This window comes from Candidatus Thermoplasmatota archaeon, from assembly GCA_035540375.1.
GTDB lineage: Archaea > Thermoplasmatota > SW-10-69-26 > JACQPN01 > JAJPHT01 > DATLGO01.
Genome location: DATLGO010000092.1, coordinates 1 through 16,113, shown reverse-complemented (window position 1 = coordinate 16,113; position 16,113 = coordinate 1). Strand labels below are relative to the sequence as shown.

Here is a 16,113-nt window from a genome sequence, read left to right as displayed (position 1 = left end):
CCCTTCCCGAGGCCTCCGCTCCGTCTCCGCCCCTGGAGACGCGCGGGCGCGGCGGGGCGGGAATCGCGAGCGCGGGCGAAGCAAGGAGCGCGCCCCCGCGCGTCTCCAGGGGCGGAGACGGAGCGGAGGCCTCGGGAAGGGCGACCCCGGCCCCCTGGGGGCTCGCGGTATCGGACAGGGCGATCGTCGCCGCGCGCTCGTCCTCGACGCGGACCGAGACGGCCCCCACGCCCAGGCGGACGTCGGCGGCGGGCGCGTGCGCCTTGGTCCGGGCAAACCCGGAGTCGAACCACGCGGCGAGGCCCCGCGCCACGAGCGCGTCGCGCTCGCGCCTGAGCGGCGACCACGTGGCCTCGGACTCGGGGTCGTGGACGGCGCAGGCGCGCGAGGTCTCGGGAAGGTCCCAGCCGCAGAGGAGACGCGCGTGGAATCCCGTGGACTCGACGGCGTCGAGCCCTTCGCGCTTGACGCCCGCTTCCGTCGCGGCGGCGCCGTCGAGCGCGGGGTCGGTGAAGGCCGCCGTCGCGAGCGCCGCGGTGGGGTCGGCCCCGGGGGCCGCGACCGGCGAGGCCGCCGGCAGCGGATCGCCCGCGTCCGCTTCGGCCTCGAACGAGCGCGGCGGGAGGGCCCCGATGCCCGGATAGGTGTAATGGTGGCGTCCGCCCGCGCGGCAGTCGACCTCGACGGTCTGGCCGTCGAAGCCTGCGCAGAGGGGATACGTGTAGAGGGGGAGATGCGCGGCTCCGGCTGCGGGCGCGAGACCCGCAAGAGCGAGGAGCGCGGTCGCGAATAGGGCGCGCAGCCTGGAACCTCCCGGGTTCGGAGGCGGACTCGGGGACCTTAAAGGTTGGCTGGAACGAGCCTAACGCCGCTTCTTGCCGCTCAGTGCCGGAAGCAGCGCTGCCCGGTGAAGACCATCGCGAGGCCGTGCTCGTCGGCGCTCTTGATGACCTCGTCGTCGCGGATGCTGCCTCCGGGCTGCACGATGGCCGCGACGCCCGCGGCGGCGGCCTCGTCGACGCCGTCGCGGAACGGGAAGAACGCGTCGCTCGCCATGACGCTTCCCCGGATGCGGTCGCCGCCCTTCTGGACGGCGATGCGCGTCGCGTCGACGCGGGCGGTCTGCCCGCCGCCGATCGCGACCGTATGCTCCTCCTTCACGAACACGACGGAGTTGGAGCGCACGTGCCGGACCGCCTTGAAGGCGAAGAGCATGCTCCGCAGCTCCATCGAGGTCGGCTCGCGGCGCGTGACGACCTTCCAGTTCTTGATGTTCGGCTCGAGGATGTCGCGCTCCTGAACGACAAGCCCGCCGACGACGCTCCTGTACTGGAGGCCGCCCCAGCGTCCGCGCGTCTGGAGCCCGCGCACCTCGACGAGGCGCAGGTTCTTCTTGCGCATGAGCCGCTCGAGCGCGGCGGCGGAGAAGGATGGGGCCACGATCACCTCGAGGAACAGGTCCCCGATCGCCTCCGCGGTCTCCTCGTCGACCTCGCGATTGAACGCGATGACGCCCCCGAAGGGCGAGTAGGTGTCGCAGGCGAAGGCGAGCCGGAACGCGTCGGATGCGGTCGCGGCCGAGGCCATGCCGCAGGGCGTCGCGTGCTTGATGATGACGCAGCTCGGACGATCGAAGTCCTTCACGGCCTCGAGGGCGGTGTCCGCGTCCACGATGTTGTTGTAGCTCAGCTCCTTGCCGTGGAGCTGCTTGCCGTTCACGATGGACGGCTCCTGGGTGGGCTTGCCCGCGTAGAACGCGGCGGCCTGGTGCGAGTTCTCGCCGTATCGGAGGTCCTGGACCTTCGTGAAGGAGAGGTTCAGCGAGGGCGGGAAGTCGTCGGAGAGGACGTGGTGCCGGAAGTACTGGTCGATGATGGTGTCGTAGCGCGCCGTGTGCGCGAACGCTTCCGCCGCGAGGCGCTGTCGAAGCGCGAAGTCGACGGATCCGGATTCGTACGCGGCCGCGACCCGCTCGTACTGCGTCGGGTCCGTGACGACCGTCACGTGGGGGAAGTTCTTCGCGGCCGCCCGCACGAGGGAGGGGCCGCCGATGTCGATCTCCTCCAGGACGCGTTCGAGCGGGAGGCCCTTCGCGACGGCCTCCTCGAACTTGTAGAGGTTCACGACCACGAGGTCGATCGGGTGGATGTCGTGACGGGCGAGCGCCGACATGTGGTCCTCCTTCTCCCGGAGGGCCAGGATGCCGGCGTGCACCCGGGGGTGCATCGTCTTCACGCGGCCTTCGAGCATCTCGGGGAAACCGGTGACGGTCGAGACGTCGCGGACGGGGAGGCCGGATTCGCGCAGCACGCGGGCCGTGCCGCCCGTCGAGACGAAGTCCGCCCCGCACTTCGCGAGACGCCTGGAGAAGTCGATGAGGCCCGTCTTGTCCGAAACGGAGACCAGCGCGGTGAAACCCACGGCCTTACCCAGGCCCTATTCGCCCCCGCGTCATAAAGGGTGCGGCGCGCGTCGCGTCCCCGGGCCCCCGGCCGCCGCGCGCCCACGGAACCAGCCGATACTATTTATGGCGCGACAGTCCCTGAATTGCTTGTATGGTGCAAGGGGCTCCCTCCGCCACGCCCGCCCTCGCCGCGGAGGGGAGCGCCGCCCCCGTCACGGTCGCGAAACGCGATTGGGTCGCGTGGTACGAGGACCTCGACGAACGCGAGCGTCGAGAGATCCGCGACCGGCTCCTCACCATGACGCCCGACGACGTCCGAGAGGACGCCGAGGCGCGCACGTTCTTCTTCTTCCACGTCGACGACCTCGTCGAGGAAGCGCCCCCCGGGACGCGAAGGCTCACGGAGCTGCACAACATCGTCTCGACCCTCCGCGGTCGCGAGGGCAGCGCGGACGACCGCCGCAAGGCGGTGCACTTCATGCTCGCCGAGTATCAGGCTTATCTCCGGGACAATCCCTTCGTCGCGTAGGATGATCGACCCGCGCGAAGCGCGCCGCCTGAATCGCGCCTACTGGGACGCGATCGCCGAAGCCTACCAGCGCGAGAACGCGACCGACCTCGAGGACGCGCTCCGGTGGGGTCCGGGCCTCGCAGGCGAGGAGACGCTCCGCGCGCTCGGACCCGAGGGCGTTCGCGGGAAAGAGGTTCTGGAGCTCGGATGCGGAGGCGGCCAGGGCGCCGTCTGGGCGGCCCGCGCGGGCGCGCGCCGCGTCGTCGGCGTCGACCTCTCCCCTGCGCAGCTCGCCCACGCCCGCGAGCACGCGGCGTCGCGGGGCGTCGCGGTCGAATGGCGCGAAGGGACGCTCGAGGACCTCGCCTTCGCGCCCGACGCGAGCTTCGACGTCGTGTTCAGCGCGTTCGCGATGGGCTTCGTGCCCGACGCCGCGAAGGCCTTCCGCGAGGCGCACCGCGTCCTGAGGCCCGGCGGCGTGTTCGCCTTCTCGTGGTCCTCGCCCGCGTTCGAACGCACGACGCTCACAGCGGACGGAATGCTCATCGTGACGCGATCTTGGTTCGACCGCGCGCCCTTCACGGAGGCCGACGACGCGGGCCGCACGGTCGAGTATCCCCGCACGCACGGCGAGTGGCTCGCGCTCCTCGTCGATGCGGGCTTCGCGGTGGAAGCGCTCCTCGAGCCCGCCCCCGAAAAGGAGTCCACATGGCGCGCCTCGCATCCGCTCGCGAAGACATCCATGGTGCCTGCGGCGTCCATCTGGCGCGCGCGAAAGCCTACTCGCGATAATCGAAGCTGACCGTCGCCGAGGCCGACGAGCCGGGCTCCGGCGGCGGCGGGCCTCGGAGATCCTTGAGGCGCAGGCTCTCGACCGCGAGGCCGCGCGCCGCGAGCAGGCGCGACATGCCGTCCACGTGGCCGTCGCCCACGACGGCGACGATGGTGGGGAAGCGTTCGGCGGCCTTCACGAGCTCGTTCGCCATGTGCGCGTTGCGCTCGTCGAGGAGCACGCGCTTCACGGTGGGGAACTTCTCGCCCAGGGCTTCGAAGTAGGCCGCGTAGTCGGCTTCCATCTCGCGCACCTGCTCGTCGACCGCCTTCGATCGTATGAACGCGCTCGCGAGGATGCTGCCGATCCCGCGCATCTTCTCGCCGAAGGTCATCTCCTGCCTGAGGCGCGCGAACGTGCGCTGCGCGTCCGCGTCGATGAGCGCCACCGGGACGCCGATCTCCTCGGCCGCTTCGCTCGCCGCGAGCATCTCGTCCCCCGGGCGGATGCCCGCGTCCTTCGCGAGACGCTCCTGGAAATCGGCAAGCATCTGGTAGACGAACGGGGCCTTGCGGCGCGGCATGTGCGGGTTGCGCAGCGCCTGGAAGCGGTTCGGATCGAGCTCGAGCGCGACCACGGCCGGCTGCCGCTTCCGGATCTCGTCCTTCACCCGCGCGCGCAGGTTGAAGACGTGCCCCGTCCCGAGGAGGGTGATCACGGGCCTCCGAAGGCGGGGCGGGTATATGTCGCTTGAGACGTCGGCCGATCGGCTCATGGCCGAGGCGGCCGATCCACGTTCCATGCGCTACGCGGCGTACGATCGGCTCGCCGGCCGTCCCAACGTCATCGTCGACGGCGCCGCGACCGACGGCACCCTGCTCGTCCTGTCGCACTGGCCGGCTTCGGGAACGCCGCCCGCGCTCAAGGCCGACACGAGCGCGGAGATCGCGCTCCGGTGGCTCGCGGTGCCCGAGATCGCGCCCGAGGGCCTCGAAGCGGAGTTCGTCTCGAACAACCATTTCGACGAGGACGGGCTCCTCGGCATCTGGGCGATCCTGAACCGGACCGAGGCGTTCGCGCACGCGGAGCGCGTCGTGCTCGCCTCGCGCGCGGGCGACTTCGGCACGATCGAGGAGGGCCAGGAGGACGCTGGCAGGATCGCGTTCGCGATCGCCGCGCGCGCCAGACGGGCGGAAGGCGATCCGTACGCGGCGCTCCTCCCGGGCCTCGGCGACCTCGTTGCGCATCCCGAGCGCCACGCCGCCGACTGGGGCCCGGCCTTCGAGCGTTTCGAGTCCGACCGGGCCCGGATCCGCGCCGGGGAGGTCGCGCTCGAGGAGCGTCCGGACCTCGACCTCGCGATCGTGCGTTCATCGCGCCCCGTCGATCCGAACGCGGTGCATTCGGCGACGAAGCGCCTGCGCATCCTCACGCTCGAAGGCGAGGGCCTCTGGCGACTCGCGTATCGCTACGAGACGTGGGTCGAGATCGTGAGCCGCCGCGTCGCGCCGCGCCTCGACGTATCGGCGGCGATCCCGAGGCTCCAGGCGATCGAGCGCGCGCCGGGCCGCTGGGTCTTCGACGGCGTCGCCGACCTCGTCCCGGCGCTGCGCTTCGAGGATGCGGGCGGCGAGCCCGCGCCGAGCGCCATCCCGGCCGACGCCTTCGTCTCGATCGTGGAGGAGACGCTCGCGGAAGCGGCCCGCGATCCGGCCCTCGCGTGGCGGCCCGGCGACGTCAGCTGAACGCGAGGATGGGCGCGAGCGCCTTCGCGGCCTCGGGGTCGTCGAGCGCGGCCTCGACCTCCGCCAAGGAGCGGAAGGGGCGCTTGAGCGAAAGCCGCACCGCGCGCTTCTTCCCGATGCCGGGGAGCGCCTCAAGCTGGCGCAGGTTCGCGCGGTTGACGTCGAAGGGCACCGCGACACCCGTGAGGCTGCGGTAGCCGTAGTCCGTGACGGCGATGTCGTGCCAGCGGTCGAGCGGCACCTCGTAAGGGACCCCCACGAGCATCGCGTACGTGCCGATCGGCCGGCCGAACGTGTTCTTGCCGTCGCGCTGCTCCGCGTACACGCGCCGGAGGAGCGTGCCGGGCGGGAACATCTCGCGGAGCATCGGCCGGTCGATCTCGTGGCGCACGAACTCCTTGAAGCGGAGGAAGCGCCCCTGGTCGACCTTCACCTCCTCGCCGTTCACGACGACCTTGCGGATGTTGATGCGGCGCGACCAGAGGCCGCGCGCGCGGTACTCCTTCAGGAACGCCTCGTTGAGGTCGAACGTCGCGAGCGTCTCGCCCGGAAGGCCCGCGAGGAAGTTGAGGCCCGGGAGGAACGCGGGGAAGCCGTTCGCCCCGCGCACGCGTCCGCGGCGGTTCAGGATCTCGGCCGCGAGGAGGACCGTCTCCGCGTCCGCGTTCAGGTTGTTCGCCTCCTTCACGCGCGGGTCGGCGGATTCGAGCCCGAAGGCCGCGATGTTGCCGTCCGTCATGTGCTCGACGACAAGCTTCGTGACCACGTCGCTTTCCTCGGGATTCGCCGCGACGACGGCGGGGTCCACGTTGTCGAGGTGGAGCGTGTGCATGTCGGGGACCGCCTTGCGGACGCCGACCAGGAGCCTCTCGATCGCCTCCGGGTTCGGCGCGGGCGTGGGCGTTTCGCCCAGCTCGCGAGAATGGATCGAGTAGAAGCACGCCTGCCCGCCGATGCGAAAGCTCGCGCCGCCCTCGCGGCCGAGGGCCGCGACCTCGGCGACGACGTCCTCGATGGGCCGGAACTGGGGCTTGCCCTCCTTCGGCTCCATGCAGAACGCGCAGCCGCCGTTCACGTACCGCACGCAGCCGTGGTACGTGTCCACCTCGAGGGTGAGCGGGTGCGGCCAGTCGGGGTGGTCGCGGATGACGAACGCGCCCCGCACGGACCAGTCGGCCCATTCCGCGAGCGTGCGCTTGCGGTTGATGCCGGGGCCGCGCGACGTGACCGCGCCCGTGAGGAGGTCGTGCACGAGCGCGTCCGCGTGGAGCATCGCGCGGTAGTTGAACACGCGGTCGAGCTCGCCGCGGCCCGCGGGCGGGAGGCCGCCGCCGCGGCCGAAGCCGTAGAGCGCGCTCGATCCCGCGAGCACGCTCGTCGCGGGCGTTGAGGCGACGATCCGCTGCGCCTCGTTCCAGGAGACGGGCGTGCCGCGCAGGTACTTGCCGGGCACGAGCGCGCCCGCGACCATCACGAGCCAATCGGCGGTCCGGAGGAGGTCGGTCTTCGGCGACCCGCGCCGGTACTCGTCGATCGTGAGGTAGCGCACCTCGGCCTCGGGGTGCGCGGCGCGCGCGGCGCCCGCGACGTAGCGGGCGTGCGGGCTGAGGTACGGCGGCACGCCGAAGTTGGCGGGCTCGTCCACGTACCCGTCGAAGACGACGAGGCGGGGCGCGCGCGTCACGTCCCACGGGACGCCCGCCCCCCTGATGAAGGTGACCCCTCAGAAGCGCGCGGGACGGTATCGCAGGACCGCCGTCGCGAGCGCAAGGAGGCGCGTCGCGCGGCGCTCGTCCTCGGCCAGGGCCTCGGCGACCCAGACGTCCTGCGCGCCCGCGAGGCCCGTCCCGCGCATCGCGCCGAAAACGGCGACGGCCGCGGCGTCGGGGTCGGGCTTCGCGAGGAGGCGAGCGTGCGGGCGGTCGGGCGGGTCCGGCCGCGCGAGGTGGAGTCCGTCGAGCGGCCAGAGGCCATCGACCCCGGCGGCGCGCGCCTCGAGCCACGCGCGGCCGGCGGCGTCGGCGAACGCGAGTCGTCCGCGCTCGAAGCGGCCCTTGAGCTTCGCCTCGGAGTCCTCGTACGCGAAGCGGCGCCAGCCGACGCGCGTTACGCGGCCGAGGAGGCGTTCCTCGCGCACGATCTGGTACGCAGGCCAGAAGAGCGACGGCTGCTCGACGGTGAAGAGCACGCCCGCGCCTTCCTGCGCGGGGTCGGGGCTCGCCCGCCGGCGAGGCATCAAAGCCTCACTGGCCGGGCTTCTTCTGCAGGACGCGCACGTTGTCGCCGCGCACCGTGACGGGGATGGGGACCATGGCCTCGAAGAGCTCGACCGTGATCTCCTCCTTCGACTCGTCGATGCGCTGCACGCGGGCCTTCTCGCCCTTGAACGGGCCGGCGATGAGCTCCACGATGTCGCCTTCAGCAATGCCCGCGACGGAGGGCTTCGGCGTGAGGAAGTGCTCGACCTCGGAAAGCTGCGTCTCGCCGCCCACGAGGCCGCGGGCGTGCGGGATGCCCTTCACGAACTTCTCGAGGGCCTCGCGGTCCTCGGCCTCGACGAGCACGTACCCGCGCAGCTCCGCGGGCGATAGGATGGCGAGGATGCCCGTCTTGTTGCGCATGGCCTTGCCGGTGAGCATCTGGGCCACGGTCTTCTCCTGGTTGATCGTGGTCTTGAGGGCGTAGATGCCGCCCTTCTGCGCGACGGGAGACTTTTGAACGTCGGCCATGGATAGCCCAACCTAAGGCGATTGAGCCCCCATCGGGGTTCCCCTAGTTAAGTGCATCGGGGGCTAGGCATCCGACCACGCAAGGGCTGCGGTCGCCGTCGCGATGGCCCCCGAATCGGCCCTCACGCCCCAGGCGACGAGGCCGCCCTGCGGGCTCGCGGCGACGCCCATGTAGTCGAACGCCGCCCCGGGATCGGCCGTGCGGTTGGAGACCTGGAAGGCGTTTCCGCCGGGGAAGCCGTCGATGAGCGGCACGACCCAGAGCGCCATCTTCTCCGGGGCGTCGGCGCCGCGATAGGTCGCGAGGACGCCGAGGCCCGTGGCGGGGTCCACGGCGAGCGCGGGGAGCCGGCGCTCCGTCGCGCCGGAGACGGGCGCGGGGACCGGGTCGCCCCAGGTGAGGCCGCCGTCGCGGCTTGCGCGCACCACAAGGTCCTCGTTCCCGCCGCCGACGCTTTGCGCAAGGACCGCGTGGAGCGCGGTTCCCGAGCGCCAGAGCGCGACGGGGACGGGCTGCTGGGTCGGCGGGCCGGACGGGCCGAGGTTCGCGGGCCCTGACCACGTCGCGCCGCCGTCGGCGCTGCGCAGGAGCGCGTGGTCGCCCGTGCGCGTGTTGCGGAAGGTGAGGAGCACGACGTTGTCGAGGGCGGCGGCCGTGACGCCGTAGTGACCGGTCGCAATCGTGGCCGGCTCGCTCCACGTCGCGCCGTGGTCGGTCGAGCGCGCGGCGCGGACGTCGTAGGCCATGTTCGAGATGTGGGACCAGATGAGGTGGATCGTTCCGGTCGCGGGGTCGACCGCGATCGTCTCGCGGTCGTTGTAGCCGCCGAGCGGGCCCTTGCCCTGCGGCGTGAGCGTGAAGAACCCGACACCGCGGTCGACGACGGCGCCTTCCTTCCAGGTGACGCCGCCGTCCGACGAGCGCCACACCACGAGGTCGAGCGCGTTCGCGAAGACGGGCGCGTTCGCGCACTGCCACGCGGGTACGACGCAAAGCGTCGGGTTCGCGCGGCCCACGAGGCTCGCGAGGACGACGCTCCCGTCGTTCGCGAACGCGACCATCGTGTCGGCCGCGAAATCGTACGACGCGAACGAAGACGCCGGCGCGTTGGGCCCGCCGGGCGGAACGGACGTCATCCACGTCGCCCCGCCGTCGCGCGTGACCGCGGCCGCAAGCCATGGGTGCGCGACGCCCGCGCTCCCGTCCGCGGGGCCGCGGTGGAAGCTCATCGCGGCGACGACCGCGTGGTCGGGGTTCGCGGGGTTGATCGCGACCCACGGCTCGGCGCCCATCGCGAGCGCCTCGACCTCGCACGGCGCGAAGCGGCATGCAAGCGCCGGGGCCGCGCGCGAAAGCGCGGGCGGGGACGTTGGCGTCGTCGGGAGCGTGGGCCCCGAGGGCGGCGGCGCCGGGTCCCACGGCGCGTCGCCGGCCGTGTCGTTGAGGGCCGCGGGCTTTGGCGCGCCGAGGCAGCCTGCGGCGAGGACCGCGAACGCGGCAAGGAGCGTGACCGCGCGGGGGAGCATCGACGCGGGACCGGCGTGGCCTCTATAAATCCGCTGTGGCGCGGGCCTTGATCGGCTCAATCCGCGACGGCGTAGTAGTACTCGCCCTGGGCGCGCTGCTCGCGGTCGAGACGCGAGCCTTCCTTGTTGACGCGCGGCCGGAGGGTCTCGCGGTCGCGGCGGAAGGTGATGCCGACGTTCGCGAGGAACTTGTTCATGCCTTCGTGGAGCGAGAACGGCCCGTCGCCGCGGCCCGCCTTTCCGGGTTCGCCGCCGAAGACCATGATGGAGTCCGCGATGACGTCCATGAAGTAGACGTCGTGGTCGACGACGAGCGCGCTCCGCCCGCGGTTCTCCATGACGCGGCGGATCACCTTCGCGGCGATCATGCGCTGGTCGACGTCGAGGTAGGCCGACGGCTCGTCGATGAGGTAGAGCTCGGCTTCCTGCGCGAGGGCGAGCGCGATCGCGACGCGCTGCAGCTCGCCGCCGGAAAGCTGCGAGACGATCTTGTTCTCGAGCCGCTTGATGCCGAGCGGGTGCACGATCTCGTTCTGGAAGAAGCTCGTGTCGTACGCGCCGCCGAGCTTCGTGAAGAAGAGGTTCTGGACGGTGTCGTTGAAGTCGCTCTTGAGATACTGCGGCTTGTAGGCGACCTTCGCGGTCGTCTCGACCTCGCCCTTCGTGGGCTTCTCGACGCCCGCGAGCATCTTGACGAACGTCGTCTTGCCCGTGCCGTTCGGGCCCACGATGCCGACGACCTCGCCCTGCTTGATGCCGCCCTCGCCCGTCGCGAGCGTGAAGGCCCCCTGGGTCTTCTCGAGCGGCGGGAACTCGACGACCGGGGAACCCCTCCACTCGTGGCGGGGCGGGTGCTCCTCGAACTCGATCACCGTGTCGCGGAAGCGGACGTTCTCCTCCTTCATGTAGCCGCCCAGGTACACGTTGATCGCGGTGCGCACGGGCCGCGGGAGCGCGACGACGCCGTACGCGCCCTCCTTCCCGTAGAGGATGTGGACGTTGTCCGCAAGGAAGTCGAGCACCGCCATGTCGTGCTCGATCACGACGACCGCCTTGCCGCGCTCCTCCGCGAGCTTGCGGATGTAGCGCGCGATGCGGAGGCGCTGGTGGATGTCGAGGTACGACGAGGGCTCGTCGATGAAGTAGACGTCCGCCTCGCGGATGAGCGCGCCCGCGATCGCGGTGCGCTGCAGCTCGCCGCCCGAGAGCTTGGAGATCTCGCGGTCGAGCACGCCCCCGAGGTCGAAGGCCTCGACGATCTCGTCGAAGCGGTGCATCCCGGCGGCGCCCGCCGCGGACTTGAGGAGGTCGCGCACGACGCCCGTCACGGCTTTGGGGATCAGGTCGACGTACTGCGGCTTCACGACGGACCTGATCTCGCCCTTCGCGACGCGCGCGAGATAGTCGCCGAGCTCCGTCCCCGCGTAGCGCTTGAGCGCCGGCTCCCACGACGGCGCGTGCTCGTGGTCGCCGAGGTTCGGGATCTCCTGGCCGGAGAGGATCTTGATCGTCGTCGACTTGCCGATGCCGTTCGGACCGAGGAGGCCGACGACCTCGCCCGCGCGGGGCACGGGGAGACGGAAGAGGGTGAAGCCGTTCTCCCCGTAGCGGTGCATGAGGTCATGGTCGAGCCGCTCGGGGAGGTTGATGATGTGGATCGCGTCGAATGGGCACTTGTTCACGCAGATGCCGCAGCCGACGCACAGCTCCTCGCTGATGAGGGCCTTGCCGCCGGGACCCTTGTCGGTGATGCATTCCGTGATGCCCTGTCGGACCACCGGGCAGAAGTTGATGCACTCGTACTGGCACTTCTTCGGCTGGCAGCGGTCCTTCTCGACGATCGCGATCCTCATGGGGGGTCCGGGTCGTGCGCGGATGGGGGCGTGCCGGACTTATACGTTGCGCCCCGTCTCCCCGGGCGCGAACGGACGGTCGCGGCCGACCTCCGGTCGCCCGCGGTCGAACGTCACCTCCGCAAGCGCAACGCCTCCGCAGGCGGCGCATCGCGCGGTCCGGAATCCCGTGTTCACCGTGATGCCTCCGCAGCTTCCGCACTGGAGGCGAACGCCCGGGCTGACGAGCGGGCGGCGGTTCGACCAGAAGGCTAGACTTGTGAAAGGAAGTCGGCCCCAACGCATGACGGTCCATCCTGGGACGGGTCCCGCATAACCGTTGTCCGACGACCCTCGAATGACAGGCACGAGTCCCCACACCCTCCCGGACAGGGGGGGAGGCCCGGGCGACGCTCGGCCGCCCGGGAGGTCCGGGCCTTCAGTCGCGGACGCCTTCTTCGAGCACGCTGAAGACCGCCTCGCCCTCGGGCAGGTGGGGCGAGTCGATGAGGCGCGCGACGCGCTTGTTGCCCTTGCTCTTGCGGAGGTAGATGCGGAACGTCGCGGTGTGGCCCACGACGTGGCCTCCGACCGGGCGCGTCGGGTCGCCGAAGAAGGCATCGGGCTTCGCGTGCACCTGGTTGGTGACCGCGATCGCGGCGTTGTTGAGATCGCCGAACCGCAGGATGTTGTGCATGAAGGTGTTGAGCTTGCCCTGCCGGTCCGCGAGCGTGCCGCGGCCGACGTACTCCGCGCGGAAGTGCGCCGTGAGCGAGTCGACGATGAGGAGGCGGATCGGACGCGTCTTCGCGAGCTCCGAGGCCTTGTCGACGAGCAGGATCTGGTGGTGGCTGTTGAAGGCGCGCGCGACGTGGATGCGCGAGAGGACCTCCTTCGGATTCATCTCGAGGCCCTCGGCCATCTGCGTGATGCGCTCGGGGCGGAAGGTGTTCTCGGTGTCGATGATGACGACCTCGCCGTCGAGGCCGCCTTCGTCCTTCGGGCGCTGCACGTTCACGGCGAGCTGGTGCATGATCTGCGTCTTGCCCGAGCCGAATTCGCCGTAGAACTCGGTGATGCTCTGCGTCTCGATGCCGCCTCCCAGAAGCTCGTCGAGCGCTTTCGCGCCCGTCGTGAGCTTGCCGACGGTCTCGCGCCGTTCGGCGATCTTGTCGCCGGTCTCGAAGCCGCCGACGTCCGCGGCCTGGCGCGCGGCCTGGATGATCTTCACCGCGACGGCCTCGCCGAGGTCCGCGGCCTCCGAGAGGTCGGACGGCGACGCGACGGCGATGGACATGAGATCCGTGTAGCCCGCTTCGCGGAGCTTGTCCGCGGTGGCCGGGCCGACCCCGGGCAGGTTGGTGATGTCCTCGTCTTCCTTCTGAGCCGTCTGCGCCATCTTCGCCACGTCCACGGCGACGGCCGCGCGCCCCTATCAACGGGAGGCCCACGCGGCCGAAACTACTCGCCGCGCTTCCCTACTCCGGCGGCGGTGATGAACATTCTCCTGACGGCACGCGGAACGGATCGGTCCGCGCGGCGACCTTGAGCCCGTCCCGCGCCGGTCCCGTGCTCGAGAGGAGGTCCGCCGCGATATCGAAAGGTTCCACCCGCAGCAGGCGAAACGGGCCTCGAAGCACGTTCGCCGCCGCCGGTCCCAAACCCTTATGCGAGTCGCCATCCTTCGTGCCTCCCGGCAGGCCGGGATGCGTGCTCGCGTCCTTCGCGCCCGTCGTCCGGCGGTCGGAGCCGGGACGTCGGGAGGGCGGCGGACGGTGGATCGCTCTACATCCGTTTCACGGGTTAGGCTGTCCTCTGCATCGTTCCGGTCTGTGGTCAGCCCCAATAGATTGTGAAAAAAAGCGAAAGGCTTATCGCCAGTCGCTTTCTTACCACAATGGGTTGTGGTCATGCGGCCCCCTTTCCACGAGGGGTGACCGTCCTCCTCCAGCCAGCCAGAGAGCCTTAGCATGAAGTGTCCCTATTGCGCGTGCCAAGACACCCGCGTCATCGACTCCCGCGAGACGACCGATCTCGCGGCCGTCCGACGCCGTCGGCAGTGCGTGGCCTGCTCCAAGCGGTTCACGACCTACGAGCGGGTGGAGCGCGCGGAGATCAAGATTCTCAAGCGGGACGGCCGGGTGGAGGATTTCGACCGCGACAAGCTCGAAGTGGGCATCCTGAAAGCCTGCGAGAAGCGCCCCACGCCGCGCGCCGAGATCACCCGCCTCCTCGACGAGGTCGAGGAGGAGCTGCGGGCGACCGACGAGGCGGAGATCGAGAGCGTGCGGATCGGCGAGCTGGTCCTCCGGAAGCTGCAACGCCTGGACGAGGTGGCGTACCTTCGGTTCGCCTCCGTCTACAAGGCCTTCCGCGACGGCTCGCACTTCGAGAAGGAGCTGAAAACGCTTCGCCAGGAGAAACTCTAGGAGGGAGAGAAGGGTGGCACCCGAAACGAAATTCATGACGGAACGGCGCCGGGAGGCGCTGAGCGGAGAAGCGCCCCCGCGCTTGACGGACAACGCGATCAAGGTCCTCGAGCGCCGGTATCTTGCGAAGGACGAGTCGGCGAAGGTCGTCGAGAACCCGCAGGAGATGTTCTGGCGCATCGCCGAGAACATCGCGCAGGCCGAGCGGCGCTACGGCGCGGACGAGGCGCGCGTCACGGCGACGGCGAAGGCGTTCTACCGCCTCATGGTCAACCCGCGCACGGGCCAGCCGGACTTCCTGCCGAACAGCCCCACGATCATGAACGCGGGCCGTGAGCTCCAGCAGCTCAGCGCGTGCTTCGTGCTGCCGGTGCCGGACTCGATCGACGGCATCTTCGAAGCCGTGAAGCAGCAGGCCATGATCCACAAGACGGGCGGCGGCACGGGCTTCTCCTTCTCGCGCCTGCGCCCCAAGAACGACATCGTGCGCACGACGGCCGGCGTGGCCTCGGGCCCGATCTCGTTCATGAAGATCTTCAACACGGCGACCGAGCAGATCAAGCAGGGCGGCACGCGCCGCGGCGCCAACATGGCGATCCTCCGCGTCGACCACCCCGACATCCTCGAGTTCATCGACATGAAGATGGACCTCAAGGAGATGACGAACTTCAACGTCTCCGTCGCGGTCACGGACAAGTTCATGCAGGCGTGGGAGCGCGGCGAGAAGTACGACCTCGTCCACCCCAAGACGCGCGTCCCGACGGGCCAGAAGCTCGACGCGCGCGAGGTCATGGACAAGATCGCGCACAACGCGTGGATCTCCGGCGAGCCCGGCCTGTTCTACATCGACCGCGCGAACGCCGTGAACCCGGTCCCGCACGTCGCGGAGATCGAGGCCACGAACCCGTGCGGCGAGCAGGACCTCATGCCGTACGACTCGTGCAACCTCGGATCGATCGTCCTCGACAACCACCTCGTCGAGGTCCGCCCCGGCAAGTACGAGATCGACTGGTCGAAGCTGCGCGAGTCGGTGCACACGTCGATCCGCTTCCTCGACAACGTCATCGACATGAACAACTACCCGCTCAAGGAGATCGAGGAGATGTCGAAGGGGACGCGCCGCGTCGGCCTCGGCATCATGGGCTTCGCCCGCCTCCTCTTCAAGCTGGAAGTCCCGTACGACTCCGAGCAGGGCCTCGACGTCGCGCGGCAGCTCATGAAGTTCATCCAGGACGAATCGGTCAAGGCGAGCGAGCACCTCGCGAAGGAGCGCGGACCCTATGGCTTCTGGGAGGGCTCCCGCCACCAGCAGGCCGGCGTTACGCCCCGCCGCAACGCGTACCTCACGACGATCGCGCCCACGGGCACGATCTCGATGATCGCGGACACGAGCGGCGGCTGCGAGCCCGAGTTCTCGCTCATCTGGTACAAGAACGTCATGGACGGCACGCACCTCCCCTACGTCCTCAGCTACTTCGAGGACGTCGCGCGCCGCGAGGGCTTCTGGTACGCGGGCCTCATGGACGACGTGCTCAAGAACAAGGGCTCGGCCCGCGGCCTCGCGAAGGTTCCGCAGAAGTGGCAGCAGATCTTCGCGACCGCGATGGACATCACGCCCGAGTGGCACGTGAAGATGCAGGCCGCCTTCCAGCAGAACATCGACGCGCAGGTGTCGAAGACGATCAACCTCCCCCGCGAGGCGACGGAGGACGACGTCAAGAAGGCCTACCTCATGTCGTTCAAGCTCGGCTGCCGCGGCATCACGGTGTACCGCGACGGGAGCCGCCAGGACCAGGTCATGAACCTCGGCGTCAGCGACAAGGGCAAGGCGACGGCGACCGCCGAGCGCACGAGCGCCGGCAAGGAGACCGTGGGCGCGACGCCCGCCGGTCTCGCGGTCCTCAAGCCCCGCGCGCGCCCCGACGTCGTGGTCGGCACCACGCAGAAGATCGAGACCGGCTACGGCTCGCTCTACGTGACCATCAACGAGGACGAGCACGGCATCTTCGAGGTCTTCGCCACGCTCGGCAAGTCCGGCGGCTACACGTCCTCCTTCACGGAGGGCCTCGCCCGCCTCGCCTCGCTCGCCCTCCGCAGCGGCATCGCCGCGGACGACGTCGCGAAGCAGCTCGAGGGCATCCGCAGCCCGAAGATCGGCTTCGAC

At 70.2% G+C, this 16,113-nt stretch carries 15 protein-coding genes; 6 read left to right on the top strand and 9 right to left on the bottom strand.

All coding sequences use genetic code 11. The features are described from left to right. On the bottom strand, positions 1-313 hold a 313-nt coding region (locus VM889_10805; protein ID HVL49036.1), incomplete at its 3' end, for a hypothetical protein. Positions 314-424: 111 nt separating this feature from the next. Here VM889_10805 and VM889_10800 point away from each other — a divergent pair. Further along, complete coding sequence (locus tag VM889_10800; GenBank protein ID HVL49035.1) at positions 425-793, top strand: hypothetical protein; 369 nt, start codon at positions 425-427, stop codon at positions 791-793. Between the two features lie 89 nt (positions 794-882). Here VM889_10800 and purH read toward each other — a convergent pair whose 3' ends face one another. Then, positions 883-2,421, bottom strand: coding sequence for a bifunctional phosphoribosylaminoimidazolecarboxamide formyltransferase/IMP cyclohydrolase (gene purH, locus VM889_10795; GenBank protein HVL49034.1), 1,539 nt, complete (start codon positions 2,419-2,421; stop codon positions 883-885). A 134-nt stretch (positions 2,422-2,555) separates the two neighbouring features. On the opposite strand from purH, the gene VM889_10790 reads away from it, so the two are divergent. Continuing rightward, positions 2,556-2,933 (top strand): hypothetical protein, encoded by a 378-nt coding sequence (locus VM889_10790; GenBank protein HVL49033.1) that lies wholly within the window; start codon positions 2,556-2,558, stop codon positions 2,931-2,933. 1 nt (position 2,934) lies between these two features. Next, positions 2,935-3,717, top strand: coding sequence for a class I SAM-dependent methyltransferase (locus VM889_10785; GenBank protein ID HVL49032.1), 783 nt, complete (start codon positions 2,935-2,937; stop codon positions 3,715-3,717). On the opposite strand, the gene VM889_10780 is transcribed toward VM889_10785, so the two are convergent. After that, entirely contained in the window at positions 3,695-4,405 is a 711-nt protein-coding gene (locus tag VM889_10780; GenBank protein ID HVL49031.1) for a TraB/GumN family protein, read from the bottom strand. The two genes, VM889_10785 and VM889_10780, sit on opposite strands and share 23 nt — an antisense overlap. An 82-nt stretch (positions 4,406-4,487) precedes the next feature. On the opposite strand from VM889_10780, the gene VM889_10775 reads away from it, so the two are divergent. Further along, positions 4,488-5,432 (top strand): DUF6687 family protein, encoded by a 945-nt coding sequence (locus VM889_10775; GenBank protein HVL49030.1) that lies wholly within the window; start codon positions 4,488-4,490, stop codon positions 5,430-5,432. Here the strand turns inward: VM889_10775 and VM889_10770 are convergent. The 6 genes from VM889_10770 to radA all read right to left on the bottom strand — a co-directional run bounded on the left by VM889_10770 (position 5,425) and on the right by radA (position 12,919). Then, positions 5,425-7,116: a radical SAM protein gene (locus VM889_10770; GenBank protein HVL49029.1), complete on the bottom strand. Its 1,692-nt coding sequence runs from the start codon at positions 7,114-7,116 to the stop codon at positions 5,425-5,427. The genes VM889_10775 and VM889_10770 overlap by 8 nt on opposite strands. Positions 7,117-7,155: 39 nt before the next feature. After that, complete coding sequence (locus VM889_10765; GenBank protein HVL49028.1) at positions 7,156-7,668, bottom strand: hypothetical protein; 513 nt, start codon at positions 7,666-7,668, stop codon at positions 7,156-7,158. Between the two features lie 7 nt (positions 7,669-7,675). Continuing rightward, positions 7,676-8,161: a transcription elongation factor Spt5 gene (locus VM889_10760; protein ID HVL49027.1), complete on the bottom strand. Its 486-nt coding sequence runs from the start codon at positions 8,159-8,161 to the stop codon at positions 7,676-7,678. A 63-nt stretch (positions 8,162-8,224) separates the two neighbouring features. Further along, positions 8,225-9,688, bottom strand: a complete 1,464-nt coding sequence (locus VM889_10755; protein ID HVL49026.1) for a sialidase family protein — start codon at positions 9,686-9,688, stop codon at positions 8,225-8,227. Positions 9,689-9,744: 56 nt separating this feature from the next. Next, complete coding sequence (locus VM889_10750) at positions 9,745-11,541, bottom strand: ribosome biogenesis/translation initiation ATPase RLI (GenBank protein ID HVL49025.1); 1,797 nt, start codon at positions 11,539-11,541, stop codon at positions 9,745-9,747. A 418-nt stretch (positions 11,542-11,959) separates the two neighbouring features. Continuing rightward, a complete protein-coding gene (gene radA / locus VM889_10745; protein ID HVL49024.1) occupies positions 11,960-12,919 on the bottom strand; it encodes a DNA repair and recombination protein RadA in 960 nt (319 codons plus the stop codon). A 571-nt stretch (positions 12,920-13,490) separates the two neighbouring features. On the opposite strand from radA, the gene nrdR reads away from it, so the two are divergent. After that, complete coding sequence (gene nrdR, locus VM889_10740) at positions 13,491-13,949, top strand: transcriptional regulator NrdR (GenBank protein ID HVL49023.1); 459 nt, start codon at positions 13,491-13,493, stop codon at positions 13,947-13,949. Positions 13,950-14,031: 82 nt separating this feature from the next. Next, the coding region (locus tag VM889_10735; GenBank protein ID HVL49022.1) for a vitamin B12-dependent ribonucleotide reductase at positions 14,032-16,113 on the top strand (2,082 nt) is incomplete at its 3' end.

Bases quoted from the DNA above. Each gene is read 5' to 3' on its own strand.
- VM889_10765 (HVL49028.1), bottom strand. From the start codon at position 7,668: ATGCCTCGCCGGCGGGCGAGCCCCGACCCCGCGCAGGAAGGCGCGGGC.
- VM889_10750 (HVL49025.1), bottom strand. From the start codon at position 11,541: ATGAGGATCGCGATCGTCGAGAAGGACCGCTGCCAGCCGAAGAAGTGC.
- nrdR (HVL49023.1), top strand. From the start codon at position 13,491: ATGAAGTGTCCCTATTGCGCGTGCCAAGACACCCGCGTCATCGACTCC.
- VM889_10760 (HVL49027.1), bottom strand. From the start codon at position 8,161: ATGGCCGACGTTCAAAAGTCTCCCGTCGCGCAGAAGGGCGGCATCTAC.
- VM889_10775 (HVL49030.1), top strand. From the start codon at position 4,488: ATGCGCTACGCGGCGTACGATCGGCTCGCCGGCCGTCCCAACGTCATC.
- radA (HVL49024.1), bottom strand. From the start codon at position 12,919: ATGGCGCAGACGGCTCAGAAGGAAGACGAGGACATCACCAACCTGCCC.
- VM889_10785 (HVL49032.1), top strand. From the start codon at position 2,935: ATGATCGACCCGCGCGAAGCGCGCCGCCTGAATCGCGCCTACTGGGAC.
- VM889_10790 (HVL49033.1), top strand. From the start codon at position 2,556: ATGGTGCAAGGGGCTCCCTCCGCCACGCCCGCCCTCGCCGCGGAGGGG.
- VM889_10755 (HVL49026.1), bottom strand. From the start codon at position 9,688: ATGCTCCCCCGCGCGGTCACGCTCCTTGCCGCGTTCGCGGTCCTCGCC.